Raw genomic sequence first — 25,071 nt, 5'->3', positions numbered from 1 at the left:
AAATCTATATTTAAGTTAATTAATAATTGTTTTTAGTTTGTTAAATAATTTATGATTGATGTTGTTGAATAATATTTTTGAACAGCTTCTATTTGATTCATTTGAAATTTTAATTGTAATTCCTGAATATCTAATAGGTCATTAAAGTTTATAGTACCAGTCTCATAGTTTTTAATTAGAATACTTTCAGCATCTTTAGCTTGTTTTAAATTCTTAACCTGAGTATCGTAACTAATTTTTGCAGAAATTCGATTATTAACAGCTTTATCTAATATTGTTTGCAAAGCATTAAGACGGTCTTGTTTTTGAGCTGTTATTTCTTGTTGTTTCAATTCGTTTTGCCTTGTTTTCGACTTGTGTTTTTTATTAAAAATTGGAATTGATAAAGAAACCATTGGCATTACAATATCTTTTCCATTATCGCTAAAATTCATATTTGGACGTTCAGATACTGCTACATAATCTAACCCCAAACCAAACATCGGTTTACTTTCTTTTTGATTTACTAATTCTGATTGCTCAATGGATTTATAAAGCTTATCATATTTGGTTAATTCTGGATGAATTTTTAAGTTTTCAGAGATAATTAAATCGTCTTGTAAAGGAATACTTAATAGGTCCACTATATTAATTTTAATGGCTTTATCTCTATTTAAAAGCTTATTAAAAGTAGTTTGTTCAGCTAAGTACTGCTGTGTTAAGATTTGTTTTAATTGTTCAAGTTCATTTTGACGCATTTGTAAACGTAAAACATCAACAGCAGAAGCTTTACCAACTTCTACAGAAGTTAATGCTAAGGTTTCGTAGGTTTTAAGTAAAGCAATGTTTTCAGACAAAACCTTTTGCTTAGCTCTGATACTATATAAATTATAATAAGATTGAGATACAGAAGCTATTAATTTTCGTTTTGTAATAAGAATATCTTCATATTTTGTATTTGCAAGAGAATTTATATAGTTTTCTCTAGCTGTTATAGTTCCAAACCAAGGAAGCATTTGCTTTGCAGATATTTTAAAGCGTTGCGCTCCAGTTCTAGTTTCAGGTTCACTTAAAAAATAACCGAATCCAAACTCTGTATTTGGAAGTGTATTTACTTCTTTTATTTTTTCTGAAGCTATTTTATATTTTAATTCAAACCTTTGAATTTTTGGATTGTTTGCTAAAGCTTCATCAATTAAAGTTGTTAATTGTTGTGAGTTCGTTAAATGACTCAAGAAAATAGTTACTAGAGTCAAGATTGTTTTTATATATAATCTATTATTCTTCATCACTTAAAAATGTTTTATGATTCATTTTTAGTTTTCCATTTTTTATTTCTTCTCTCCAACTATATAAAACAGGAACAATAAAATAAGAGGTTATATCTATAATCATTCCTCCAAAAATTGGAATTGCCATTGGTATCATTATATCACTTCCTCTTCCTGTAGATGTTAGCACTGGAAGTAAAGCTAAAATTGTAGTTACTGTAGTCATTAAACAAGGTCTGATACGTTTGCTAGCTGCTTCTAGAGAAGCTAATCGAATAGCATTTTTATCGGTAGGTTGTTTTTCTTTAAATACTTGAGTGAGATATGTTGCCATAATAACACCATCATCAGTAGCAATACCAAAAAGTGCTATAAAACCTACCCAAACGGCCACACTTAAATTAATGGTTTTCATATTAAAAAGCTCTCTAATGTTTTCACCTAAAAAGTTGAAGTTTAAAAACCAATCTTGTCCATATAACCATATCATAACAAAACCACCTGCAAAAGCAACAGTAATTCCTGTAAAAATCATTAACGATGTACTTATAGAACGAAATTGAAAATAGAGTATTAAAAAAATTATTAATAAAGCTAGAGGAACTACAATAGCTAAAGTTTTCTCTGCTCGTAATTGGTTTTCATAAGTTCCAGTAAATTGATAATTAATACCTTTTGGTATTGATAATTCACCAGAATCTAATTTTTGTTGTATTAATTTTTGTGCATTTTCAACTACATCTACTTCAGCAAAATCTTCCAGTTTATCAAATAGAACATATCCTACTAAAAAGGTGTCTTCACTTTTTATAACCTGTGGACCTTGTTCATATTGGATACTAGCTAACTCACTTAAAGGAATTGGACTACCTTTTTCAACAGGAATATAAATTTGTTCTAAATCGGTTGGATTAGCTCTTAATTCTCTTGGATATCGTACACGAATTCCATAGCGTTCACGCCCTTCAACTGTTTGAGTAATTTGCATACCACCGACAGCTACTTTTAAAACGTTTTGAACTTTTTCAATTGAAATTCCATAACGAGCTATTTTTTCTCTATCAATGTTTATCAATAAATATGGTTTCCCCACAATACGATCAGCAAAAACAGCTTCTTTTTTAACTCCTTCTACTTGTTTTAAAATGTGCTCTAGTTCTACTCCAAAAGCTTCAATTTGTTTTAAATTTTGACCTTTTACTTTAATCCCCATAGGAGCACGCATACCTGTTTGTAACATAACCAAACGTGTTTCTATGGGTTGTAGTTTAGGAGCAGATGTAACACCTGGTAGTTTAGTTACTCTAACAATTTCATTCCAAATATCATTAGGTGTTTTTATAGCAGGTCTCCAATTACGATAAAATTCACCATTAGCATCTTCAATTAGTTGTTGACTGCTTATTTCAGAATTTATAGTTGCTTTATCTTTAGTATTGTTAGGATTGACTATAAAACTTCCATCTTTTAATTGGAATAAGCCCTCATTATTAACTTTGTAGCGTTGACGTTCACCATGTGAGTTTAACATGTATTCTGGTTTATACAGAATAATGTTTTCATACATTGAGAGTGGGGCAGGGTCTAAAGCCGATTCTGTTCTTCCTGCTTTACCAACTACAGTTTTGATTTCAGGAATACTAGCTACTGCCATATCTAATTGCTGAAGTACTCGTTTATTTTCTTCAACTCCAGAATGAGGCATTGAAGTTGGCATTAGTAGAAAAGAACCTTCATTTAAAGAAGGCATAAACTCTTTTCCTGTATTTTTCATAATGTAAAATCCGAAGACTACAATTGATGTTGGAATGGTTAAAAAAGCTAACTTGTTTTCTAGTGCCCATTTTAAAATTCGAGTATAATATTTTTGAAATAGGCTAAAGGTTCCTAACAATCCGAAGCAGATAATTGAAACGAAGACAAGGTTTATAAAAATACTTTTATCAACACCTAAAGGTCTCCAATAACTAGCTAAAAGGAATACAATAGCTATTACACAAATAATAATATTAATTATGTTTTTAGAAATTGTATAACTAAAATTGGAAAAAGAAATATGAAAAGCTTCTTGTTTAAAGATAGTAGTAATTCCAAAACCTATTATTACTAATCCTAACCAATTTTCATATGTAAGAATAAGAATTCCTAATACAATTAAAAGTCCACCAATAATATATTTAGAGGTTCTTCTAATCTCTCTTTTTCTAAATAGATAAGCTGCAAAAGGAGGTATTAAAAATAGCGCAATTACCAATGCAGCAATTAGAGCAAAAGTTTTAGTAAAAGCCAAAGGTCTAAAAAGTTTTCCTTCAGCTCCAATCATTGTAAATACAGGTACAAAACTTATAATTGTAGTCATTACGGCAGTAACTATAGCCCCAGAAACTTCTGCTGTAGCATTATAAACAATAGTGTTTATAGGTAGTTTTTTAGTGTCTTCATTTAAATGTCGAATTACATTTTCAGAGAGAATAACACCAACATCAACCATGGTACCAATTGCAATAGCAATACCAGATAAAGCTACAATGTTTGCATCAACATTAAATAGCTTCATTGCTATAAAAACCATTAAAACAGCTACGGGTAATAATCCAGAGATGAGTATGGAAGCACGCAGATTAAACACCATTACAATGATTACAAAAATGGTGATTAAAATTTCTAAAGTTAGTGCTTCATTAAGTGTTCCTAATGTTTCTTGTATAAGCTCAGTTCTGTCATAAAAAGGCACAATGGTAACTTGTGATGTTTTTCCATTAGACAAAATTTTAGAAGGTAACCCAGTGCTTAACTCATCAATTTTTTTCTTAACATTATTAATCACTTCCATTGGATTTGCTCCATATCTAGCTACTACAACACCTCCTACAACTTCTGCACCTTCTTTGTCTAAAATTCCCCTTCGGGTAGCAGGACCTAAAGAAACTTTAGCAATGTCTTTAACCTTAATAGCAGTATAGTTTTCCGAAGTAACAACAGCGTTTTCTATATCAGAAATTGATTTGATATAACCTAAACCACGAACTAAATATTCAACTTGATTAATTTCTAAAGTTTGTGCGCCAATATCTTTATTACTTTCCTTAATGGTTTTTACAATTTGGCTTAAACTAATTTTGTATTGACGCATCAATTCTGGATTTACATCTATTTGATATTCTTGAACATATCCACCAATAGAAGCAACTTCCGAAACACCACTCGCTGAGGATAAAGCGTACTTTACATAATAATCTTGAATACTACGTAGTTCATGTAAATCCCAACCACCAGTAACGTTTCCGTCTTCATCACGTCCTTCAAGAGTATACCAATATATTTGTCCTAAACCAGTTGCATCTGGTCCTAGCGTTGGATTTACACCTTTGGGTAATAAATTGCTAGGTAAGGAATTTAGTTTTTCAAGAATTCGACTTCGACTCCAATAAAATTCAATATCTTCTTCGAAGATGATGTAGATACTAGAAAAACCAAACATTGAAGAACTACGTATGGTTTTTACTCCAGGAATTCCTAAAAGAGAAGTAGTTAAAGGGTACGTTATTTGATCTTCAATATCTTGAGGAGATCGACCATCCCATTTAGTGAAGATTATTTGCTGATTTTCACCAATATCCGGTATGGCATCAACAGCTACTGGATTATTAGGAAGAAAACCTAAGTTCCAATTAAAAGGCGCGTTTATTGTTCCCCATCCTAAAAAAAGGATAAGTAATAGTATGGCAATGAGTTTGTTTTCTATTAGAAATTTGATGCTCTTATTTAGCATTGCTTATAATTTTTAAACTTTAGAAAATAGGTGTTTATAAAACACTCGAATACAAAAAATACTCCAATGAATTAGTATTCATTAGAATAAAAGGATCTAAAATTTAAAAATCATATTAAATAAGTTTCGTCTAACTTATAAATAGGTTTGACGACGAGAGGGGGTGTGTAATCTTTATAAGAGTTATTGTTATCAGACTCTTCTATAAAAAGATTAGTATAAGTGTATACGAATGAAAGTGCAAATAATTGTTGTTTTTTTGTAAGAGAATCAAAAGATGTTTTCAATTCATCCTGTCCTTCAACACTAATTTGTTTATCGTTACAACAGTTTTTTTTAGAAATAGAACATTCTTTAGTAGAAGTTTTTTTCATTTTCATTCCGCAATTAGTAGCAGAACCAAATACATTAGAGTCAACTAAAGTATCGCCACAATAATGCATATCGATATTAAAAGACATTGTAGAAAATACTACTACAAATGCCATTAAAAAAGATAATATTTTATGACTTATTGACTTCATAATTGATTACAAAGGTAAAAACTTTTCAATAAATAATTTAAAAAATATGTTAATAAGTAATACAAGAGGAAGTATTTAAGGAGAAAAGAATAGTAAAATTATAGTATTATATATAAAAAAAGCGGGACAAGCCCACTTTATATGAAGTCTTAAAAAGAAGAGTCACCGCCACATACTTGAACAAGCTCACAACGTACTTGATCTACATGACACTCACAGCCAGGAGGACACCATAAATAGTTTAAATTACATCCAGAAGCTTTACCTCCGTTAATAGCTTGTTGTTCCTTTTTGTTTAAAGAAGTACCTAAGTTTGATATATTTTTTAACATAATGTAAATTTAATTTTCTCAAACTTATATAAAAAGAGAAAAAGAAGTAAAGAAAAAACCGGAATAAAAGTAAGGATTAACCGTATTGTTTTTAATAATAGAAAATCTCATGAGTTAAAAAAGAAGATTCTCGAAAGAACCTTCTTTTTAAATAAAGAGGAAAGTATTATACACTAATATATAAACAATTAGAATTGTAAATACCCTACTCAATTAAGATGAATATTTATATTATAACAATATACATCCACCCCATGCATAACATCTACATGGTTCCCTTAATATGTGTCCGTTAGGTAATGTTAGACAACAAGTAGAAGCTCCACATTGTTGCCAACCAGCACCACCATTAATAGTTTGCTGTTCTTTTTTATTTAAAATTGTTCCTAAAGTTGAAATATTTTTTAACATGGTTATTTTGTTTTAATCACTTCAAAACTAAGTGGTTAAAAATTAAAAAAGAAACAAAAAGCCATAATAAAAGTATGGTTTTACCTTGTTTTTGTAAAAATAAAAAGGAAAAGAAGCTGTCCCCCCGGAATACCTCTTTTCCTAATTTAACTAACTAATCAATCAATTTATTAAAATAAAAAAACAAAAATTTTTAAAATCATACCTCAAAGATAATAGGAGATAGTAGTAAATTTATTGATGTTTAGATGAAAGGATTAAAGGTATAGATCAAAGGAATTTTAATGTTATTTAAAAGCTTAATAGGTTAAAAAAAAGCGGGAATAATCCCACTTTTATTTTTTTAAAGTTGTTGTGGACACCCTTGTGGTAAATGACAACACCAATCTGTACTTGGATCAGCACTAAAAGCACAATCGATTATAGTGAAACCTCCATTGATAGTTTTTTGTTCTTTTTTGTTTAGAATAGTTCCTAAGTTTGAAATGTTTTTTAACATAATTATATAATTTAATTTATTCAAAATTATATAAAGATTATATGCTTAATGATACAAATTCAAAAAAGCAAGGAATAAATGTATAAGCGAAAATAAAAGAGTCTGAGTTTGGATAAGAATAAAAAAAGCAATGAGATATATTGTTAATTAATCTTAGGTGAATACTCATTTTTATTCCCTTAAAACTCTGTGAAGTTTATTCACCTAATTAATAATTAAAACTCATTAAAGAGTTTTTGAAGCTTTTATAAAATTAGATTCTTATGAGAAAAAGCTTTTAAAATTTTAATTTAATCAGGGGACCAAATTTAATTTATTCATACCTCATTGCCAGATAAATATAGTAAAAAAAGAACATACTTTTTATAAAAAGATAAAAAAGATTTAATAAATGTAAAAAGAAAAGAAGTAATCCATTGTTATAGGATACTTCTTTTCCAAACTAACTAATCAAATAAACAAACTATAATGAAACTTTTATTTTATAATTTATACGATAAAGATAGATTAGATCCTAACCAAAAATTTTAAAAATTCGATTAAATAATCAAAAGTAAAGTCAAATTGTAACTTTCTTAAGATAGAATGGAGTTAATTCATATTAAAAATAAAAGCGAGATAAACTCGCTTTCTATTTTTAACATCTTTCAAAGTATCCACCCACACAACAATAAGCATGAATTGTAATGCAGTGTACAGGACTTGGAAACACACTATTACATCTTTTTCCTTCGCTTGGACATATACTTGAAAGTCCACCATTAATACTTTTTTGTTCAGTTACTTTTAAGATAGAACCTAAGTTTGTAATGCTTTTTAACATGATGTTAGTTTTTTTAAGTTTCTCAAAATTAGATATAAAGAAATCTAGAAACGAATAAAAAACCATAGTAAAAGTAAGGATACTCCATAATTCTTAACCCAAAAAAGGAGTTCAATAAAGAACTCCTTCAAATTGTTAAATTAACTCATTAGCATTATCCCCATAGCACTAACAAAGTATATTAGTAAGACACTATAAAAAATAAAAAGTCACAAAATAAAAAAAGCTCCCAGGGGAGCCATGAAAAATAAGGGGTGTCACAGTTTTATATATATAAGACACAGTTATTTATGTTAGGTCACATATTTGTTTAAAAAAGAAAAGAAGTTATCACCTCCAGACACTTCTTTTCTTACAATTAATTTATTTTAATGGGAAAACAAAACCTTTAATTACATTACAAAGATAGTATTGGTTTGAGCTTTGTATTTATAAAATTAGTTGAAGAGTATTAAAGTATAGATGAATAGAGAGAATCTGATAATTAAACGAGTTTTAACTCATACTTAATTTAGGTTCTAGTGTTCTATACTTTTTCAAAAAATAATAAATAAAAAATTTTAAAAAAATATTATGGTTTAAAGAAAATATATTGTATATTGTATTTGTCTTATTGAGACGTCTTTAAGACTTCTTTTTCATAGCAATTTTCCCACTCAATTCTTTTGAGTGGGTTTTTTAATTGAATTATTTTCTTTTATCTTGATAAGTTATAGAATACTAAAAGTTTTATAGTAAAATTTAAATTAAATCACTAGAAAGGATCTCAAAATGTTTTAATCAACTTTTTAAGAATTTAAAATGGGATGTTATTAGATAATTTTAAAACTGAGGAAGTACACTAAGTTCGCCTTCTACACAGAAAAATTCATTATTACTTATAAGTGATTGTACATAATAATCATAACTAGCTTTTAGTTTATTATTTCCTTCTTGAAAATCTTTTTTAGTTTGAAGAATAATTACAACATCTGTTTCAGTTTCAAAAGGGTTTTTATTTGTGTTAGAATCATAACCTAACTGTTCACCTATTTGATATTTCATAATGATATTTTTTACTATGCTCAAAAATAGGATATTGTAAAAAAAATAAAAAAGGAAAAACCGTAATTGTAATACGGTTTTTCCTTTTTTATAAAAATAGATATTGTTCAAATAGATTAAGAAATCTAATTTACTATTTTTTCAAATAAAATAATTTTTTTTGAAAAATCAAAAGCAGAGTTAACAACATCTTTATATAAATCATAATATTCTTTATTAATTTTTATTAAGGGATACTTCTCTGAAATTGTAATATATAATATGTTTTTATCAATTTTATAATTAGAAATAAATTGAGCAGCTAATTTTTCATTGATTTTGAATGAAGAAGAGTCTTTTAGTTTTTCAAGGTTTTTAATAGTATACCCATTAGGAATATGAACTTTAATAATATATTTATATTCATTAGGATAAGATAGTTCTATAGGGTTTACACGTTTTTCTTCTTGGTATAATTCACTTTGATTCCCTATTAATTTTCCTACATTAAAAATATAATTACCATTAACCTCTTCTAGATATTCTTCGGAAGAATATTCATAGTCTATGATAAGTGGAGTATTATTAATATTTAGTTTAGGTTTATGGTTTTTTACGGAAAATTGAGTAAACTCGGCATCATTAATTCCTGAAGCAGCTTCCATATCTCTAAATTCTTCAATATTATTTTTTATAAAATACTGATATGCCATTCTGGAGTTATTTGCTCTATAGCCTGTAGTGGTATATGTACCTTTTACTTTTACACTCAAAAGATCAAAATCAAGATTAGTTTCAATTTCTCTATCTATTAAAGTGTATTTTATATCTCCAGTTGGTATGTAACCAAATTCATAATTATCACTACTAATAAAAACCCCTTCATTATTACTATAACGTACTGGAGGATAACCCAATGAATGGTTATTTATAGACGGGCATAGGAATTTCTTATTATGAGGGAAAAACAGCATAGCTATTTCTAAATTAGTATTTGTAAAAAAATCTTTATCAAACTTATTATAAAACCTATTGGAAGTTAAAACAATTTTATATGGAACTTTATAATAATTAAATAAAGAGGTGTAAATTTTAATTATACCTATTTGACTTCCTTTTTTTTGTTTAAAAATAGTTTTAATATTTTCAAAAATACTACCTCCTCTTTCTATTGTATAATTCTTATTTGCATAATCAGAAACTGCAATAATTAAACTGTCTTTGTTTTTAATATTTGGAGAGTTTTTTTCAAAATCTGAAATGAGTTTTTTATATTTTTTGGGACGAACATCTATTAAATTACTACTAATGGTATAAGTAAAATTACTCCATTCATCATCAATACCTACTAAAGCAGGTTTGGTTAAATAAACCACTTTCATTCGGTTGGCATCTGAAGCAGATTGTTTTTCATCTACCATTGCAGGAATATTTTTTGCTATTGCAGTATAAGCAAATTTCTTACCTGGAACTTTCTTTTTTTCCAATGAAGGAAAACCATTATAACTTTTAACATTAGTAACAAAAAGAAATGGTTTTCTAATAATTACTTCAGCATTGTTTATTTTATAATCTTTTTGAACTAAAATAGTACCAAGGGTAGATAGGTTTTTTCTTAAAGTATAAATAATTTCTAGCTGAGTATTTTTTTCAACTCCTTCAATAGCAAAAATTTTATAGCGGCCATACCCCTTTATATCCTTAAGTTCTTTTATGTTTTTTTTGTTTAAATTTATAATTCTTCCATCAGGAAAAATAACACGAGCTTTTATATCTATAATTTTTTCTACACTTCTCATAGGAATATATACTCTATTATGTCGTTTTATCCCTTTATCATTGTTTACTCTAACAATACGATGATGCGTATCATATAAAGCCAATGGACCTATAAGAGGTTGATGATATTGAATTAAATGTTTTTCTTTAATTGCTACAGAAGAAAGCTTTTTATCTTCTTCTGAAAGTTTATGAAAAATAGGAGTTTCATCCCAATCATGAGATTTATATAATTGAGCAGATACTGATACATTTATAAATAATAGTAATAGAAGTATTTTTTTCATAGGATTATAATTTTTTTAAAATGATAGATTTTTTATTGTTTCTAGATAGTTTTTTAATAAATGTATTCCATGTATTAATCTCTTTCACTGTAATTTTAAGTGCATTTATATATATTTTTTTTTCTAAGATTATATGATTATTATCTATTTTATAGTTTGTTTCAAAACCAAATTTAGGGTTTTCAAAAGAACTGTTTTTAGGAATAAATTCATGAATATACCCTTTAGGTATTTTAAAAGAAGTTAGGTATTTAGTTACATATTTATAATTTATTTTCTTAGCATATTTTTTTCGTTCATGTTTCACTAATTCTTTAGCAAGTAAGTTATCAGTGTTTAATTTTATAAATAACTTATTGTCGATTTTACGAACATGGTTTTTAAAATTACTTTCAAATTGAATTTGAACAGTATCATTTTTTAATGATAAACTGGAGATTTTTTTTGTAGTAAATGTTGTTTTATGATTTCCAAGCTTAAAAAAGGTTCTAATAAAATCTTTATCTTTTTCTTTTTTTCTATCAAAAGCATGGTTAAAATCTAACTTTTTATAACCAGTTGTTTTAGCAATATGCTTTCCTTTTAGGTTAAAATCTTCGTTGAAGTTGAATTTAGACTTAATTTCAGAATAGTTTTTTTCTTTTTCTACTTCTCCAACAACAGAAATTTTGAAATCATTTTTTGATATTCCAATTAAAGCTTCTTTTCCTTGAATGAAAGGAGAAGGGTATCCAAAAGGAAGGTATTCAGCAGTTGCATCTAAAAATAAAAACTTATTATTTACTTTAACAGTCGTAATCATATGATTATCTGTATAAGTAGTAGGAAGTTCATAATAGCTGTACGGTTTTGATCGTGTACCAATCCAAGTTAAAAAAGAAGGGATATTAGCATATTTTAGCATTTCATTTAAAATATTAGCCATGTCTTTACAATCACCATACTTTTTGGTATAAACACTTGCTGCATCTCTAGGTATAAAACCATTTAATCCATCTTCAAAGGCGATATAATTAATTTTCTCTTGAACAAAATAATAGATCGCTTTTATTTTTTCTTCATCTGTTTTTAATCCTTTTATTAAGTTTGTTGTAATGTTTTTTATTTCTTCTTGATTTGTTCTATTTATGTTAGTAATTAAAGATTGATACCAACCGTATAAATCACTTACATTATTTAAAACATTTTTCTTTTCTCCATTTATTTCATAAGATTTTATGAACACTGCTATTTGTGGGAGATAATAAACAGGAGAGAAATCGTAATCAAATTTAGCTTTAGGAATATTCAAAAATTTCCATTTATAAGTTGTAGTAGAATTATCATTTACTTCTTTGGAATATTCTACATTTAAAGTATCCAAATTATAACTTTTATAGGCTATTTCAATACCTTTTTGTACTGTTACAGAAAATTCAGCATTAGTAATAGGGAAATTGTTGAATAAGTAAAAAGGCTGAATAAAGTGAGGATCCATAGTTTTAATACTGTAATCTAGATTCGTAATAGATTTTTCAGTTACAGCGGGAAAAGTAAATGTTTTTTGTTTTTGATCTCCAAAAAATACACCATTTGATATGATATCTTTATCAGAATAGTTATTAACCTTCCAAATGTGATTGTTCCTACGGTTTCTGTTTCTTAAATCATTGTTTATATTATTTGTTAAAGCTTCAATTTTAAGAACTTTATGAAAGTTATCATAGTAAACTCCTGTATTAGCAGAAGATTTTTTTTCATTTGTTATATAAAGTTTTCGTTTATTTACTACTCGTTTTATATCCAATTTATTTTTTTTTGAAGAGATAAATAAATGTTCAGAAAGATTTAGGCCAACTACATCTTCGGTAGGGTATTTTTGAATTAATTTATCTATATCTTGACTATTTACCGATTTTATTATAAGAAAAACCAGTGCTAAAAAAAGTTTGTTTTTCAAAGCAATTTATACGTTTTTACATCATCTGATATGACTTAATCTTAATCAATATTTTTCAGACGCCCTTGTTTAAAAGGATAGGTTAGGGTTTGTTTTCTTTTTTTCTATTTTTAATGCTAAAATAGCAGAACAAAATTATTATTTTTTTCTAGTTGTAACAAATACAGTTATGCATTTATTAATGCAGTTTCTTATAGTTTTACCTTAATATCATTTAAAAATTTTCATTTTTTTATTTTTTGAGACAAACGTCCTCTTTTTAAATAAAGTTAAAACTTTACATTTGTTGAAATTAGATGAATTAAATGAAAGTATATTTAGTAGATGATCATCCAATTGTTATTGAAGGTTACAAAGCTATGATGAAAGCTGAAGGTATAAGTGTAGTAGGATCTTCAACCGATGGATTTGGTCTTATGGAATGGTTAGATAATAACTATTGCGATGTACTTCTTTTAGATATTTCGATGCCATATTACAATGGATTAGACGTATTAAAGCATTTAAATAAAAAGTTCCCCGAAATTAAAACCATAATGGTAACAAGTATTTGTGATGGATTTACCATACAAAAAGTTATTGAACTAGGAGCTAAAGGTTATGTGCTAAAAGAAGAATCTGGCGATTGTATTGTTGAAGCAATTAAAACAGTTTATAATGGGAAGCTTTATTTTTCTGAAAAATCTAGAGATGCCGTTATAGATATGAATTTAGAAAGTTCAAGTGGATTATTATTAACAGATGTTTTATCGAGTAAAGAAATTGAAGTTATGCAATTTTTGGTTGAAGGTTTTACATCTGATGAGATTAGTAATAAGTTAGGAATTACAAGAAGTGCTTATAGAAGTAGTACCGAAAGAATTCGGAGAAAACTTGATGTGAAAGATAATGTACAATTAGCGCTTTTAGCATTTAAACATGTAACCAATTTATTTTTAAAGAAATAGAAATTAAACGTATTAATAGCTAGTACTTTTAACCGTATTTTTAAAGCTAATTTTAAACTTTATAAATATGAAATCATTGTTAAAAGTAGTAGTGTTAATTTTTGTTTTAGGTTTTATTTCTTGTACAGATAATAAAAAAATAGTACCAGAAAATGGAACAACAGAATTACAACAAATCAACAAAGAAGATGCGTCAAATCCAAACAATGATGGAGGAGAAGACCCAGACGATACTGAAGGCTAAAAACCTGTTAGTATATTTGATTGCTGTTATTTGTATGACATCATTTTTTTCATTTGAATTTGTACCTAACTTTAGCGAAGAATACATTGTTGCTCGAGATAATTATAAATTAGAGATAAAGAAAGTAGCCAAAGCATTAGATAAAGTTAAAAAGCAAGCAAAAGGAACGGTTGCCTATGAAAAATATTTAGAAACAAAAAACATCAAAGATTTAGCCAAAAAAGAATATTATGAAATTAAAAAAGAAGAAAGTTATTTTGGATTTAAATCTTTTCAATTGTTTTTAGGTGAGTTTGGACCATGGTTTTGTTTTTTTGTGTACATATTCTTTATGTTATATAGATCTTTTATTTTAAAAGAAAATAATTTAGCTTTAAGGCTACTGCATAGTATTATGTTAATTGGACCTTTGTTTTATTTTTATTGGATTTTTCAACCATTTCAAGATTTAAGTAAAGTGTCATATTATTTTGCAGCTCTTATTTCTACTTTGTTAATTGTATTAACAATTTTTTTCTACACAAAAATTAAAAAAGATAAAATAAGTATACTACAAAATAATTTACTGGAGGTAGCTAAGTTTACTTTTAAAAATACAAAGCCAGAGAAACGAGAAGAAATGTTAGATTTAATTAAAGAAATAGCAAGAACAAGTAAATAATTTTTCCCCTTAAATTCTTATTTAAATTAAAAAGTAGAACCATATTTAAGGTTCTACTTTAAATTTTTATCTCAAGGGACCTTCTAATAATTAATTATGTATTAACACAAGTCCCAGATGTACAAGCGTCATCATCGCATTTACATAGTTGTCCAGTAGGACATAAATTACTTAATGAGCAAGCATCACCACTTAAAGGTTGCTTTGTATCATCTATAGCTATTCCTATTGACCCATTGTTAAATTGACCAAATGCTCCTTTAATCAATTGCTGTTCTTTTTTTGTAAGTACTGTACCAAGATTTGATATGTTTCTAAACATTTTTTTTTAATTAAAGTTAAATACTCTAAAATAAATTTCATTTCTTCAAAGTACAATATCTCTTTCCGAGCATAGTTAATTAACTTCCGAAATATATAAGATAGATGCTAATTACTTTAATCAATTAATTTTCTTACTTCATTAACCAAAAATGGGAAATCGAGAAAATTATCTCTATCAATAAAATGTTTTCCTTCATTCAATAAAATAAATTTAGCATCTAATTTATCTGCCATTCTTTTAGAATATTCAAATGGAATTATGTCATCATCTTTTGCAGATATTGCTATTCGATTTTTCGTTGAGTTAATGATGTATTGATAGTCAAGAGTTGTTTGTATGAATTCTTCTAATTCAGGAATAGGGGTTTCTTCAATAAAACCAGAGATAAGAAAAAGCCCTTTAATATTTTTTTGATTATTACTATTTAAATAGTTTAGTACAGTTACACATCCTAGACTATGTCCAATAAAAATAGTGTTTTCACTATCGTTTATTATCATTTTCTCCATATGATCTGCCCATTCTTTAAATTTTGGCTCTTTTGAATTAGGCATGTCAAGAATGATAATTTCTACATTTTCATTTAGTAACTCTTTCTTAAAAGAAGGAAACCAGTTGGAAGTAGGAGACGCTGTATATCCGTGTATCAGGTAAATTTTGGTTTTACTCATTTATTATTAAGGTAACTTAAGTTAGTATGCGGCGAAAATACTTAAAAAGTAGTTTTTTATCTTTTTAATCATAAGTTATTCTATGTTTTTAAATAATGTAGTTGTAAAGCTTTCAAAATAGGTTGTTTTAAATGTTATAATAAAAGCTAGTTTATCTATTCAATAATATATTTATATAAATTACAAATGAATACTGACAGGGTATTTCTATTGAACCTAATAGAACTATAAGTTAAAAGATAATTGGTTTAAGTTTTATAGTTTGGATGTTTGTAAATGATATATTTGTTTGAGAAATAAAAGAATTGTGATGAATGAAACAAAACGAGAGTATTTAAAACGAATTAATTTTATTTTAGACTTTATTGAAAATAATTTAGACTCCAATTTATCACTAGATTTTTTATCTAAAAAAGCTCATTATTCACCGTATCATTTTCATAGGGTGTTTTTAATAGTAGTAAATGAAAGATTAAATGAGTTTGTTCAAAGAAAACGAATTGAACGCATAGCTTCAATTATACTTGTTGATTCTGAAGTTTCTTTAAATGAGCTACTATATAAGTACGGTTTTAATAGTGATAGTTCATTTTCGAGAGCTTTTAAAAAATATTATGGTGTTAATCCAACTAAATTTAAAACAGAAGGAAAACAAATACTTCGCAAGATTGGTATAGAAACTTTTTCATCTGAAAAATACATTTGTTCCATTACTAATATTAAAGATTGGATTAAAATGAATGCACAAATAAGAATAAAAGAGTTTCCAGAAATACAACTTGCTAGTATATCAAAAATAGGAAAGTTTGAAGAAATTGGAAATATGTTTCAAAAGTTAATGAAGTGGGGAAATGAAAAAAGAGTATTAGACTTTTCTAATTTCAAAGCAATTACGGTTTATCACGATAATCCAAATGTTACTGAAAAATCTAAAGTACGATTTAGTGCAGGTGTAACTATTAATCAAAATATAGATTCAGAAGGAGAAATTAGACAAATAATTTTAAAAAAAGGCGTTTATGCAGTAGGACATTTTGAAATTAAAGGAGAAGAAATTTCAAAAGCCTGGAAGAATATGTGTATTTGGGTTATTGAAAAAGGTTATGAATTTAGAGATGGAGATTTTTTTGAAATATATCATAATGACTCTAAAACTCATCCAGAGAAAAAGTTTATTCTAGATATTTGTATTCCTCTTTATAAAATGAAAAATAGTAAGGAAAAGAAGAGACTAAGTTTTTCAAGTTCAGAAATTACTAACAAAAGTGATCCTAAAAGTTTAGATTATTACCGATTGATAAGCTACATGAAAGAACTAAGAATTTTTTTTAATAAAGAGTATGAAACGATTTTTAAGCTTGGGAAAATTTACAAAGAAAGTCCAGATTATTCTTATTTTTCATTAACAACAGCAGAATTAAAAAATCAAAAACTTAAGTATGTTATTGTTTTAAATCATAAAACATTATGTTTTTCGATTTGTTTATCTGGGCAAAATAAAGAGGTTCGAAAAAAATATTGGAGAATATTTAAAGAAAGCGACTGGGGAAAATATCACTTAGCTGAAACAATAGATAATAGTTTAGAGATAATAAGTCACGTGATGGTGGAGGAGCCTAATTTTGATAAAGCAAAATATTTAACTCAAAAAATAGAAGAAGAAGCAATCAAGTTTATAAAAGAATTAGAAAAAATACTAGGATAATAACATAATGAATATATAAAAAACACTAAGTAATAATAGAATGATGCGTTTTATTTTTTGATGCTTTGTATTTAGGTTTTTCATCTTTGGGGCTACACATAAAACAACTACAAGGTTTACCTGTAGTTTTAAGAATATAATGTTCAGTACCTGTGAAACCGTAATTTTTTAATCGTTTTTTGTATTTATAAAACCCTTTTAAACGCCTTTCAAATTTATTCATAGCAATAATATTAAATTCAAAACTGTAGAAAAAAGGAGTCTCTTTCCCGAACCCCTTTTATCTACATGGAGTGTCGTCCCCACAACACAATAATCCAAAATTAAGATATTATTAATTGAGAGTAAAGAGATGAAGTGTAATTGTATAGTATAAAAAAGTAAAAAAAATATAAAAGAAAGATAGTGTAATAAATAAAAAAGCCCTCAGAAGTTGAGGGCTTTTTAAAATTAGTTTGCACAATCATCAAAAAAGGCAGTAGCAAGATCTGTACACCCTCCATTGTTATTTAAGCAATAACCAGCTGGACAAAATCCATCTTCGTCTCCGCCATTGATTAATTGTTTTTCTGATTTGTTTAATATTTTACCTAGTGTAGAAATGTTCTTTAACATAATTAAAATTTTAAAGTTTCTCAAACCTAGGAATAAAAAAAATGTAAAATCTAAATAAAACCGTAATAAAAGTAAGGAATTACCTTGTTTTGTTTAAAGTAAAGAGATTATTAAGAGGTATTTAATTAGTAAAATATGGGTTAAAGTTTGCTAAGAAGTTTTTAGTTTCCTAATTCAGAAATACAAAGGGAATTTTTATTTTAGCTATAGTCTTTTTAAGTTCCGAATTTGTCGTTTCTTGAAGGAGAGTTTTGTATTAGAGAGGGGATTGTATTTAAGAAAAATAAGTAAGCCCTATAGTTTTTACTTTAGAAGAGTGATTAAGTTATTTTGAAAGAAGTATTTTGACTAATAAACTGAATAAACTCTTTAACTACATCATCATCTAGGTTTTGTCTTTCTTCTAATTCTACTTTATATAATCCATTTCTTTGAATAATTGTTGTAATAATTAGGTTAGATTTTTTAGAAAATAGCGAAGCGGTTTCTATAAATTCTCTTAAATGGGAATGTTCAAAATAAAATACGTTCATACTCATGTTTGATGAAATTATTTAGTTGTAAAAACTATTCCATATTAATTAATACTATAGAACTATTACTATTTTAAATATAATGAAAATAAACTTTACTATAAAAGTAATTGACTTGTTTATTATAGAATAATTAAAACATTTTTAGTTTTTTGATATCGTATTAAAGCATTTCATATCATAATGAGTACATGATACGAAATAAATCTATGCTTATTTTTAATCTTTTTTATATATAAGTATAAAGAATTCTAATAGAATAATAGTAATAGAAAATAGATCTTACTGATTAATTCATAGAAGCAAAAATGATAGATTTATAAAGACTCGAGTAAGGAAATTTTTTTATTCACTTTTTCAAGATTTGCTAAGTGTTCAATTAAGAGTTTTTGATGTTTACTTTTTAGGAACTCATCTGAAGTTTTATCTACAATATTAAAATGATAATTAAATGACTCCATATGTTGCTTCGCTATATTATTGAGGCGAAATAATCTAGGGTATATAATTAATTTTTTAATTTTTGTAATTGCAAGTGTTGAAAATGATTTTAATTTTTTCATAATTCAGAAGCTTTTATATTAATAACAGTTAAGTTACTGAAAGCCCTAATTAATTGAAGGAATTGAAATAAATGCAAAGATATGCTTAGGAGAAAATAAATTTAATTTTTTAATCCTACTGAATAAATTTTATTGATATTGTTTAGTATATCTTAATTGAATAATTAATTAAGGTGAAAATGAAGGTGTATTTAAGAAGGAAATTCTTAGTAAGAAGAGAATGTTATTATAATAATATTGAAAACATTCCATTAGAGTAATAATAGTTAATTATAAAAAAATCCCCTTGAAATATTCAAGGGGATAAAATTAATACTTGACACAGTCATTAAATAAAGCAGTGGCAACGTTAGTACAACCACCTCTGTAATTTAAACAATGACCAGCAGGACAAAACTCTTCTTCGTTTCCACCTGTTATAGATTTTTGGTCTAATTTACTCAATGATTTACCTAGTGTTGAAATGTTCTTTAACATAATAATAGTTTTTAGTTTTTCAAACTTATAAATTAATAAAAAAAGAAGAGTAGATAAAACCGTAATATTAGTAAGGTTTTTCCTTATTTAACTATAATTAACATTAGAATTTTTTTCTAATAAAAAATAGTAATTATAACAAGATTACTAGAGCTTGATAAGTTTATTAAAAGAAAGAGTTGTATAAAAATGAATACAATCTAATTTGTCTATATTTCTTCCTCAATAAAAAATATAGAAATTGGGATTAAGAAATATGTTTTTATTTGGAGAGAGTTTAGTTTAATAAAGTAGCATTGAGGCATAAGTAAAAGAAAAGCGAACCGAAGTCCGCTTATAGATTATTATGAGTTGCTTTTTACGCATTGGCATAGACCAAAATCCCATGATTCATCAATATCACAAGGCATTAGAGGGAAACAACGGCTTCCTCCATTAATAGATTTTTGATCTGATTTATTTAACCTTGTACCTAGAGTTGAAATGTTTGTTAACATAATTTGAGTTTTAAATTTTTCAAATCTAATCAGTAAAAAAATGAATGAATCAAATTAAGCCATAAAAAAAGTAAGGGAAATCCTTATTTAACTAAAATTAATATTAAAAACTATAGTAATTCTTGTTATTTTGTGCTAGGTATTATTGAATTCAATAAGTTAGAATAATTATAATCGCTTTTTTAGAAGATAAAGTATTAAGGATTAAAATATGCTATTTTAACGATTTTTAAATTAAAAATATTTTATCAAATATAGAAGAAGGCAATGGTTATCTAATTAAAAAAACTTAGAATAATCGTTATATTTATTTTATAAAGTTAATGAGTTTAAACTAAGGAAATTATATTAGGAACAAATTAAGAAGAAAAGCAGACTGACTGGAGTTCAATTACAGTATATTTAAACTAGTGTACGAACGTATTTGTAACTTTCATCTGTTACGTAACTAGAATCACAAGTATAAGGAATGTTAGCACATGTAGTAATTGATCCATTTGTGTTTCTTCCTCTATGTATACGTTGTTGTTCAACTTTGTTTAGGGAACTACCTAAACTAAAAATGTTCTTAATCATAATGTGAATTTTAAAGTTTCTCAAAGTATGAATTAAAAAACTACTTAAAATTAAACCATAATATAAGTAAGGGTTTGTTTTTTTTAATTATAATTGAATAGAGCCATAAAAGAATTATTTTAATTAGTGTGTAAAAAGAAAAGCTTCTTCAGAAGCTTTTCTTTATTAAACAAAAATAGCTTTACCCCTAAAGTTGTTTTTGTATATATAAAACGATTTAAATGAGTTTTACCCTAAAAAGTGTATAATAAATCAAAAAAAAGAGCCGCAAAATTGCGACTCTTTTTTAATTAATTAAAAGGGTTATTTCCTTTTGTATGTGTAAGTAAATGTTTTTCCATTTTCGTTATCTGCAAACGAAAAAGTATTATTATTATCTTTAAAAGTAAGCTCTCTAAGACTTGGTGAAGAATCTTCTGTTAAGGTAATTCCATAGGTGTTACCATTGTGTTTACTCCATTTACCAGAGGCGGTTCCGTCATCAATACATTTATTTTCATATTCTTCAAAAGAAGAAATAGAGATATTACCATTTTCTTCTACATTGAAAGTAGTTTTCTTTTCGCAATCACTCACTTCTTTTCCTTGGTAAGAAAATTTATACCAAGTACCAATAAAAGGATCTTTCATATTTTGATCTGAATCAGTACAAGATAAAAATGAAATAAAAGTAAATGTTAAGATTAATAGTTTTTTCATAATAATAAATTTTTAAGGACGCGAAAATATTAAAAAATAGTTTAAATAATCATATAATTAAAGATATAAGAAAAGGAAAAGCGAACAGATGTCTGTTTTAAACATTTAAAGATACTTCGATTCAAGACAACAGTTTTCGTTTGAAGGAACAGCATATACAACTATTTCTCGTGATAACGGAACACAAAGTTTAGAAGGTGTATCATTACTGCCATTAATTAATTTTTATCCTGCTTTGTTTAGGGTAACACCTAAATTAGAAATGTTCTTTAGCATAATTTGAGTTTTTAATTTCTCAAATCTAAAAAGTAAAAAAATGTTAGATAAAATTAAACTATAAAATAAGTAAAGGAAATGCTTACATAACTAAAATATATAAGAATAAAATAGGAAACCTATAATAAATTCTATTTTGATATAAATAACGAGAATTTCAAAATTCTCGTTATTTAAAGATAATGAAGTTAATTATATTAAAGTGTACATCTACCAAAACTATTAATATAAAAAGGGAAACGACAATCACGTCCATCTCTATCTGTATCGCAATTTGGATTAAAGCTAACATCAGAGTCAAAATCATCACAGTATCCTTGTGGCAACCAATTACTCCCTTTAATGTTTTTTTGCTCTTGCTTACTAATTGTTTTTCCTAAATTCTTAAATTTTTCTAACATAATATATAGTTTAAAATTTCTCTAAACATATAAACTATAAAATAAAAAAGAATCTAAAAAGCCGTAATAAAAGTAAGGCTTTACCTTGTTTAACTAAAATTAACATTTTTAATATTTTAAATTTTCAAAACTGTTAATCTTCATTCAGATAAGTCGTAGTGAATAATTTTCTATTTTAGCTTACTTCTAAAAACGATAAATAGATTAACTTTTGAAATAAAAAGTCTTAAAGGATAAAAAATATAATAAAGAACACGTTAAAAAGAATATTGAAATGGAAAAACTATTTGTGTATGGAACTTTAGGGCCAGAAAAACCAAATGAGTATATATTAAAAAACATAGGAGGGATATGGAAAAAGGGATATGTTTGGGGAGAATTATACGAAGAAGGATGGGGGGCAGATGTCGGTTTTCCAGGAATACGACTTGAGAATAAAGTTGAAAAGGTTATAGGAAATATATTTTACTCTGATAAATTAGAAGACAGTTGGAAAGACTTAGATGAGTTTGAAGGACAAGCATACAAAAGAGTAATAACAAAAGTGGTGTTAAAAGATACAGAAGAGGAAGTTGAAGCATATATTTATTCCCTTAAATAAACACGATAAGTAATATAAACTTTAAAAAATCTATCATTATAAATTTCTATAGTTTTCTAGTATTAAAGGGTTTGACTATGGTTAGTATAGGAGTTAATAAGCGGAACTTTATTTCTTATACCTATTGAAATTGGTTGATTTTACGGATTTTATAATAAATTAAGTTCCGTTTATTTTTCAACTTTATAGCATGTAATATAAATAAAGAAGATGTTATAAATCATTAAAATATCTTTTTAATCTTCTTTCAAAATTGTAAAAAGGAATAAATTACTAAATACAGTTATCTTTTCTATTGATAAGTTATAGGAGATTTTGATTTTAAAAATAGAACTGTCTGCTTTTAAAATAAAAACAGACAGTTCTATTTTTTATAATTTGGTTATTTAAAGCTCTTGTTGACGTTGACATTCTATCATTGAGCATCTCCCAAATTTGTTACGGCATTTTCCCCAAGGACAACCAGAATCACCAAAACCTCCTTTAATAGATTTTTGTTCTGATTTACTTAATTCAGAACCTAAGCTTGAAATGTTTTTTAACATGATGTTTTTTTTAAAATTCCTTGAAATTTAATTAGTTAATAAGTATTTATCGATTTAAAAACCATAAAATTAGTAAGGTAAAACCGTAAAAAAGATATTAATATGAATGCTATGTGAATAATAAAATGAATTAAAGCTCTTATTTTCGATTAACTTCAATAAAATAATACCAAGATAATCTACCATGTCCGTGGTCTTGACACCATCGGTTGCCATTTATTATTACAGATTGTACTGATTCTGCAGTAGAACTAAATGTAGCCCCATCTTCACATTGAACAAAACCATCCCCACCACCAATAATAGATTTTAATTCTTTGTTATTTAAAAGAGTACCTAGATTTGAAATATTTTTAATCATAATTTAAAAGTTTGTTATTAATTATTCAAATTAAATGATTAAGAATGCTCTCATTTATAAAGATTCAAAAGTGTAGGAAATAAATGTAAAAGCGAATGAGGGTATAAGTTAGTTGTTAGTAAGTAATTTCTGTTTCAAATAACAAAAAATTAAAATAACAGGGGGGAACTAAAAGCTATACTATATTACGAATTAAGTTTTTTCTTAAGAAAGAAAAATAAATATTATAAATAGTGTAGTATTAAAATAAATCATCAAAAAAAGAGAAGTCGTCGTTGTCAATTGTAGGATTAATAAAATTGTTTTTAAAGCCTAATAAGTATCTAATTAAAGAAATTATTAAACCTATTAACAATACAAAAGAGATAAATATTATAGCAACAATTAGTTCTTCTTCTAAACTCATGTTGTAAAAATATAAATTAATAATTAAACTGTATAGGTGATTTTAATTTAGAAGTTTCAAAAATTCAGGTTCAAAAGAATAGGGAACGGCATAATTATAATCTAACACATCAACAAATTCAGCTAATGGAGTGAAAACAAAAATTAGAATTAAAAGAAAAGTTGTGAGTTTAACAAAAATAGAAACTTTTTTAGTTTCTACATATTCGATATTAAGTTGGTCATAGCTGTTTTTCATAAAGTAAAAATAGTAAAAACAAAATAAAGTAAAAGTGTAGATTATTTAATTATTCTTTCTTTTTCGATAGTAGTTATAAACAATATGTAATAGAAATAAGCTTATAGATACTGTCAGAATTAAGGGTAGATTAAATAAAAACATGAATCAAAAATATAAATTTTTAAAACAGTAGGTTACCAAGTAGGACTAGGTAAAGGTATAAGATATAGAAAAATAAGAGCAACTAATACAATTGATGTTAAAATTATAATAAATGTAGTTAAGAATATTTTTTTTAATTCTTTATTCATGCAAACAAATGTATAAATTCAAAATAAGTGTAGTTAATCCTCTTTGTCCATTTCCTTGTTGTCAAGATATTCTGCAAGAACTGGAAAAATGATTCCTAAAACGATAAATGAGATTAACCACCACATAATACAAAAGTAGTAAAAGCAAAATAATAGTATAGTTTTATTCTTTTTATTATTCTTGAGGTTTTTCAATAGTAAAAGAGGATTAAGGTTCTCAAGAAGAAGAGAGATAAAAAACAAAATACTCTAGTAAAATAGAGAGTTGTAATTGATGTTTTTGAGTAGGGAAGCAAACTGTGTTTACATCATTTTATGAGTTTCTAAGTATTGTATATATTGAGTTTGTTTATGTTTTTAGTTTGTTTGGTTCATTATTGGCTCATTTTTTAATGAATATTATTCTAAAAGTATGACTTATTTCTTATGGTAATTCCAACCTACTAAACTTAATAAAATTATAATTAAGAGTATAAGAAAAAGAAAAGCGAACCGAAGTCCGCTAATTAATTTTAGTTTCCTGGTTCTGGAACGCACCAACAGTTTTCGTCAAAACCATAACCATCTCGACATGGTCTAGTGAAAACTCCACAGTTAGTATTTCCACCATTAATAGTTTGTTGTTCATTTTTGTTCAAAATTGAACCTAAGTTTGAAATGTTCTTTAACATAATTTGAATTTTAAATTTCTCAAATCTAAATAATGAAAATTAACATAACTAATTAAAAACCGTAATAAAAGTAAGGTTTTGCCTTATTTAACAGAAGTTGACAAATACTATAAATAGTCTAGTTAAAA

Annotated in this window: 29 protein-coding genes; 5 read left to right on the top strand and 24 right to left on the bottom strand. The window is 26.3% G+C overall.

Annotated elements, in window-relative coordinates; translation table 11 throughout:
- Positions 1 to 32 precede the first annotated feature (32 nt).
- The 10 genes from F7018_RS05535 to F7018_RS05495 form a co-directional block, all read right to left on the bottom strand.
- Complete coding sequence (locus F7018_RS05535) at positions 33 to 1,268, bottom strand: TolC family protein (RefSeq protein ID WP_150899018.1); 1,236 nt, start codon at positions 1,266 to 1,268, stop codon at positions 33 to 35.
- On the bottom strand, positions 1,258 to 5,022 hold the full coding sequence (locus F7018_RS05530) for an efflux RND transporter permease subunit (RefSeq protein ID WP_150899017.1): 3,765 nt from the start codon (positions 5,020 to 5,022) through the stop codon (positions 1,258 to 1,260). The genes F7018_RS05535 and F7018_RS05530 overlap by 11 nt, the downstream gene beginning before the upstream one ends.
- 110 nt (positions 5,023 to 5,132) lie before the next feature.
- Positions 5,133 to 5,546, bottom strand: a complete 414-nt coding sequence (locus F7018_RS05525; RefSeq protein ID WP_150899016.1) for an HYC_CC_PP family protein — start codon at positions 5,544 to 5,546, stop codon at positions 5,133 to 5,135.
- Positions 5,547 to 5,695: 149 nt separating this feature from the next.
- The gene (locus F7018_RS05520) at positions 5,696 to 5,878 is read right to left on the bottom strand and encodes a hypothetical protein (RefSeq protein WP_150899015.1); all 183 of its coding nucleotides are present in this window, start codon (positions 5,876 to 5,878) and stop codon (positions 5,696 to 5,698) included.
- Between the two features lie 231 nt (positions 5,879 to 6,109).
- Entirely contained in the window at positions 6,110 to 6,289 is a 180-nt protein-coding gene (locus F7018_RS05515; RefSeq protein ID WP_150899014.1) for a hypothetical protein, read from the bottom strand.
- A 343-nt stretch (positions 6,290 to 6,632) separates the two neighbouring features.
- A complete protein-coding gene (locus tag F7018_RS18395; RefSeq protein ID WP_175578661.1) occupies positions 6,633 to 6,788 on the bottom strand; it encodes a hypothetical protein in 156 nt (51 codons plus the stop codon).
- Positions 6,789 to 7,425: 637 nt separating this feature from the next.
- Positions 7,426 to 7,611 (bottom strand): hypothetical protein, encoded by a 186-nt coding sequence (locus tag F7018_RS05510; protein ID WP_150899013.1) that lies wholly within the window; start codon positions 7,609 to 7,611, stop codon positions 7,426 to 7,428.
- An 822-nt stretch (positions 7,612 to 8,433) separates the two neighbouring features.
- On the bottom strand, positions 8,434 to 8,655 hold the full coding sequence (locus F7018_RS05505) for a hypothetical protein (protein WP_150899012.1): 222 nt from the start codon (positions 8,653 to 8,655) through the stop codon (positions 8,434 to 8,436).
- A 125-nt stretch (positions 8,656 to 8,780) separates the two neighbouring features.
- Positions 8,781 to 10,700: a DUF3857 domain-containing protein gene (locus F7018_RS05500; protein ID WP_150899011.1), complete on the bottom strand. Its 1,920-nt coding sequence runs from the start codon at positions 10,698 to 10,700 to the stop codon at positions 8,781 to 8,783.
- A gap of 4 nt (positions 10,701 to 10,704) precedes the next feature.
- Complete coding sequence (locus F7018_RS05495; protein WP_150899010.1) at positions 10,705 to 12,639, bottom strand: transglutaminase-like domain-containing protein; 1,935 nt, start codon at positions 12,637 to 12,639, stop codon at positions 10,705 to 10,707.
- A 305-nt stretch (positions 12,640 to 12,944) separates the two neighbouring features.
- On the opposite strand from F7018_RS05495, the gene F7018_RS05490 reads away from it, so the two are divergent.
- The 3 genes from F7018_RS05490 (at position 12,945) to F7018_RS05485 (ending at position 14,491) form a co-directional block, all read left to right on the top strand.
- Positions 12,945 to 13,586 carry a response regulator transcription factor gene (locus tag F7018_RS05490; protein ID WP_150899009.1) on the top strand — a complete coding sequence of 214 codons (642 nt, stop codon included), beginning with the start codon at positions 12,945 to 12,947 and terminating at the stop codon, positions 13,584 to 13,586.
- Between the two features lie 67 nt (positions 13,587 to 13,653).
- Positions 13,654 to 13,830, top strand: coding sequence for a hypothetical protein (locus F7018_RS18390; protein ID WP_175578660.1), 177 nt, complete (start codon positions 13,654 to 13,656; stop codon positions 13,828 to 13,830).
- 34 nt (positions 13,831 to 13,864) lie between these two features.
- Complete coding sequence (locus F7018_RS05485; protein WP_150899008.1) at positions 13,865 to 14,491, top strand: hypothetical protein; 627 nt, start codon at positions 13,865 to 13,867, stop codon at positions 14,489 to 14,491.
- A gap of 94 nt (positions 14,492 to 14,585) precedes the next feature.
- On the opposite strand, the gene F7018_RS05480 is transcribed toward F7018_RS05485, so the two are convergent.
- Together F7018_RS05480 and F7018_RS05475 are read right to left on the bottom strand one after the other, a co-directional pair.
- Positions 14,586 to 14,813, bottom strand: a complete 228-nt coding sequence (locus tag F7018_RS05480) for a hypothetical protein (RefSeq protein ID WP_150899007.1) — start codon at positions 14,811 to 14,813, stop codon at positions 14,586 to 14,588.
- 116 nt (positions 14,814 to 14,929) lie between these two features.
- Positions 14,930 to 15,487, bottom strand: coding sequence for an RBBP9/YdeN family alpha/beta hydrolase (locus F7018_RS05475; RefSeq protein WP_150899006.1), 558 nt, complete (start codon positions 15,485 to 15,487; stop codon positions 14,930 to 14,932).
- Positions 15,488 to 15,797: 310 nt separating this feature from the next.
- Here F7018_RS05475 and F7018_RS05470 point away from each other — a divergent pair, with 310 nt between their 5' ends.
- On the top strand, positions 15,798 to 17,192 hold the full coding sequence (locus F7018_RS05470; RefSeq protein WP_150899005.1) for an AraC family transcriptional regulator: 1,395 nt from the start codon (positions 15,798 to 15,800) through the stop codon (positions 17,190 to 17,192).
- A 25-nt stretch (positions 17,193 to 17,217) separates the two neighbouring features.
- Here the strand turns inward: F7018_RS05470 and F7018_RS05465 are convergent, their stop codons facing one another.
- The 8 genes from F7018_RS05465 to F7018_RS05450 all read right to left on the bottom strand — a co-directional run bounded on the left by F7018_RS05465 (position 17,218) and on the right by F7018_RS05450 (position 21,829).
- Entirely contained in the window at positions 17,218 to 17,415 is a 198-nt protein-coding gene (locus F7018_RS05465) for a hypothetical protein (protein WP_150899004.1), read from the bottom strand.
- Between the two features lie 227 nt (positions 17,416 to 17,642).
- Entirely contained in the window at positions 17,643 to 17,807 is a 165-nt protein-coding gene (locus F7018_RS18385) for a hypothetical protein (protein WP_175578659.1), read from the bottom strand.
- A 320-nt stretch (positions 17,808 to 18,127) separates the two neighbouring features.
- Complete coding sequence (locus F7018_RS05460; RefSeq protein WP_150899003.1) at positions 18,128 to 18,346, bottom strand: hypothetical protein; 219 nt, start codon at positions 18,344 to 18,346, stop codon at positions 18,128 to 18,130.
- 866 nt (positions 18,347 to 19,212) lie between these two features.
- The gene (locus F7018_RS18375) at positions 19,213 to 19,380 is read right to left on the bottom strand and encodes a hypothetical protein (protein ID WP_175578657.1); all 168 of its coding nucleotides are present in this window, start codon (positions 19,378 to 19,380) and stop codon (positions 19,213 to 19,215) included.
- 344 nt (positions 19,381 to 19,724) lie between these two features.
- The gene (locus tag F7018_RS18370) at positions 19,725 to 19,877 is read right to left on the bottom strand and encodes a hypothetical protein (protein ID WP_175578656.1); all 153 of its coding nucleotides are present in this window, start codon (positions 19,875 to 19,877) and stop codon (positions 19,725 to 19,727) included.
- Between the two features lie 402 nt (positions 19,878 to 20,279).
- Positions 20,280 to 20,453 carry a hypothetical protein gene (locus F7018_RS18365; RefSeq protein ID WP_175578655.1) on the bottom strand — a complete coding sequence of 58 codons (174 nt, stop codon included), beginning with the start codon at positions 20,451 to 20,453 and terminating at the stop codon, positions 20,280 to 20,282.
- Between the two features lie 303 nt (positions 20,454 to 20,756).
- Positions 20,757 to 21,152, bottom strand: a complete 396-nt coding sequence (locus tag F7018_RS05455; protein ID WP_150899002.1) for a hypothetical protein — start codon at positions 21,150 to 21,152, stop codon at positions 20,757 to 20,759.
- A gap of 473 nt (positions 21,153 to 21,625) precedes the next feature.
- Positions 21,626 to 21,829, bottom strand: coding sequence for a hypothetical protein (locus tag F7018_RS05450; protein ID WP_150899001.1), 204 nt, complete (start codon positions 21,827 to 21,829; stop codon positions 21,626 to 21,628).
- A 274-nt stretch (positions 21,830 to 22,103) separates the two neighbouring features.
- On the opposite strand from F7018_RS05450, the gene F7018_RS05445 reads away from it, so the two are divergent.
- Complete coding sequence (locus F7018_RS05445) at positions 22,104 to 22,430, top strand: gamma-glutamylcyclotransferase (RefSeq protein WP_150899000.1); 327 nt, start codon at positions 22,104 to 22,106, stop codon at positions 22,428 to 22,430.
- A gap of 386 nt (positions 22,431 to 22,816) precedes the next feature.
- Here the strand turns inward: F7018_RS05445 and F7018_RS18360 are convergent, their stop codons facing one another.
- The 4 genes from F7018_RS18360 to F7018_RS18350 all read right to left on the bottom strand — a co-directional run bounded on the left by F7018_RS18360 (position 22,817) and on the right by F7018_RS18350 (position 24,943).
- The gene (locus F7018_RS18360; protein WP_175578654.1) at positions 22,817 to 22,975 is read right to left on the bottom strand and encodes a hypothetical protein; all 159 of its coding nucleotides are present in this window, start codon (positions 22,973 to 22,975) and stop codon (positions 22,817 to 22,819) included.
- 139 nt (positions 22,976 to 23,114) lie between these two features.
- Positions 23,115 to 23,336 carry a bacteriocin gene (locus tag F7018_RS05440; RefSeq protein WP_150898999.1) on the bottom strand — a complete coding sequence of 74 codons (222 nt, stop codon included), beginning with the start codon at positions 23,334 to 23,336 and terminating at the stop codon, positions 23,115 to 23,117.
- Between the two features lie 241 nt (positions 23,337 to 23,577).
- Entirely contained in the window at positions 23,578 to 23,742 is a 165-nt protein-coding gene (locus tag F7018_RS18355; protein WP_175578653.1) for a hypothetical protein, read from the bottom strand.
- 1,042 nt (positions 23,743 to 24,784) lie between these two features.
- Positions 24,785 to 24,943: a hypothetical protein gene (locus tag F7018_RS18350; RefSeq protein ID WP_175578652.1), complete on the bottom strand. Its 159-nt coding sequence runs from the start codon at positions 24,941 to 24,943 to the stop codon at positions 24,785 to 24,787.
- Positions 24,944 to 25,071 lie beyond the last annotated feature (128 nt).

Source organism: Tenacibaculum aiptasiae (genome assembly GCF_008806755.1).
GTDB classification, from domain to species: Bacteria; Bacteroidota; Bacteroidia; order Flavobacteriales; family Flavobacteriaceae; genus Polaribacter; species Polaribacter aiptasiae.
This window is presented reverse-complemented; position numbering and strand designations above follow the sequence as displayed.

Excerpts from the sequence above, each read along its gene's own strand:
- F7018_RS05445 (WP_150899000.1), top strand. The coding sequence starts at position 22,104 with ATGGAAAAACTATTTGTGTATGGAACTTTAGGGCCAGAAAAACCAAAT.
- F7018_RS05475 (WP_150899006.1), bottom strand. The coding sequence starts at position 15,487 with ATGAGTAAAACCAAAATTTACCTGATACACGGATATACAGCGTCTCCT.
- F7018_RS05510 (WP_150899013.1), bottom strand. The coding sequence starts at position 7,611 with ATGTTAAAAAGCATTACAAACTTAGGTTCTATCTTAAAAGTAACTGAA.
- F7018_RS05490 (WP_150899009.1), top strand. The coding sequence starts at position 12,945 with ATGAAAGTATATTTAGTAGATGATCATCCAATTGTTATTGAAGGTTAC.
- F7018_RS05440 (WP_150898999.1), bottom strand. The coding sequence starts at position 23,336 with ATGATTAAAAATATTTCAAATCTAGGTACTCTTTTAAATAACAAAGAA.
- F7018_RS18395 (WP_175578661.1), bottom strand. The coding sequence starts at position 6,788 with ATGTTAAAAAACATTTCAAACTTAGGAACTATTCTAAACAAAAAAGAA.
- F7018_RS18355 (WP_175578653.1), bottom strand. The coding sequence starts at position 23,742 with ATGAGTTTAGAAGAAGAACTAATTGTTGCTATAATATTTATCTCTTTT.
- F7018_RS05520 (WP_150899015.1), bottom strand. The coding sequence starts at position 5,878 with ATGTTAAAAAATATATCAAACTTAGGTACTTCTTTAAACAAAAAGGAA.
- F7018_RS18370 (WP_175578656.1), bottom strand. The coding sequence starts at position 19,877 with ATGTTAACAAACATTTCAACTCTAGGTACAAGGTTAAATAAATCAGAT.
- F7018_RS05500 (WP_150899011.1), bottom strand. The coding sequence starts at position 10,700 with ATGAAAAAAATACTTCTATTACTATTATTTATAAATGTATCAGTATCT.
- F7018_RS05465 (WP_150899004.1), bottom strand. The coding sequence starts at position 17,415 with ATGAATAAATTTGAAAGGCGTTTAAAAGGGTTTTATAAATACAAAAAA.
- F7018_RS05515 (WP_150899014.1), bottom strand. The coding sequence starts at position 6,289 with ATGTTAAAAAATATTTCAACTTTAGGAACAATTTTAAATAAAAAAGAA.
- F7018_RS18350 (WP_175578652.1), bottom strand. The coding sequence starts at position 24,943 with ATGTTAAAGAACATTTCAAACTTAGGTTCAATTTTGAACAAAAATGAA.
- F7018_RS05455 (WP_150899002.1), bottom strand. The coding sequence starts at position 21,152 with ATGAAAAAACTATTAATCTTAACATTTACTTTTATTTCATTTTTATCT.
- F7018_RS05470 (WP_150899005.1), top strand. The coding sequence starts at position 15,798 with ATGAATGAAACAAAACGAGAGTATTTAAAACGAATTAATTTTATTTTA.
- F7018_RS05485 (WP_150899008.1), top strand. The coding sequence starts at position 13,865 with ATGACATCATTTTTTTCATTTGAATTTGTACCTAACTTTAGCGAAGAA.
- F7018_RS18390 (WP_175578660.1), top strand. The coding sequence starts at position 13,654 with ATGAAATCATTGTTAAAAGTAGTAGTGTTAATTTTTGTTTTAGGTTTT.
- F7018_RS18360 (WP_175578654.1), bottom strand. The coding sequence starts at position 22,975 with ATGTTAAAAAACATTTCAAGCTTAGGTTCTGAATTAAGTAAATCAGAA.
- F7018_RS18365 (WP_175578655.1), bottom strand. The coding sequence starts at position 20,453 with ATGATTAAGAACATTTTTAGTTTAGGTAGTTCCCTAAACAAAGTTGAA.
- F7018_RS05530 (WP_150899017.1), bottom strand. The coding sequence starts at position 5,022 with ATGCTAAATAAGAGCATCAAATTTCTAATAGAAAACAAACTCATTGCC.
- F7018_RS18375 (WP_175578657.1), bottom strand. The coding sequence starts at position 19,380 with ATGTTAAAGAACATTTCAACACTAGGTAAATCATTGAGTAAATTAGAC.
- F7018_RS05505 (WP_150899012.1), bottom strand. The coding sequence starts at position 8,655 with ATGAAATATCAAATAGGTGAACAGTTAGGTTATGATTCTAACACAAAT.
- F7018_RS05480 (WP_150899007.1), bottom strand. The coding sequence starts at position 14,813 with ATGTTTAGAAACATATCAAATCTTGGTACAGTACTTACAAAAAAAGAA.
- F7018_RS05450 (WP_150899001.1), bottom strand. The coding sequence starts at position 21,829 with ATGTTAGAAAAATTTAAGAATTTAGGAAAAACAATTAGTAAGCAAGAG.
- F7018_RS05535 (WP_150899018.1), bottom strand. The coding sequence starts at position 1,268 with ATGAAGAATAATAGATTATATATAAAAACAATCTTGACTCTAGTAACT.
- F7018_RS05460 (WP_150899003.1), bottom strand. The coding sequence starts at position 18,346 with ATGAGTATGAACGTATTTTATTTTGAACATTCCCATTTAAGAGAATTT.
- F7018_RS18385 (WP_175578659.1), bottom strand. The coding sequence starts at position 17,807 with ATGTTAAAGAACATTTCTACACTAGGTAAAATATTAAACAAATCAGAA.
- F7018_RS05525 (WP_150899016.1), bottom strand. The coding sequence starts at position 5,546 with ATGAAGTCAATAAGTCATAAAATATTATCTTTTTTAATGGCATTTGTA.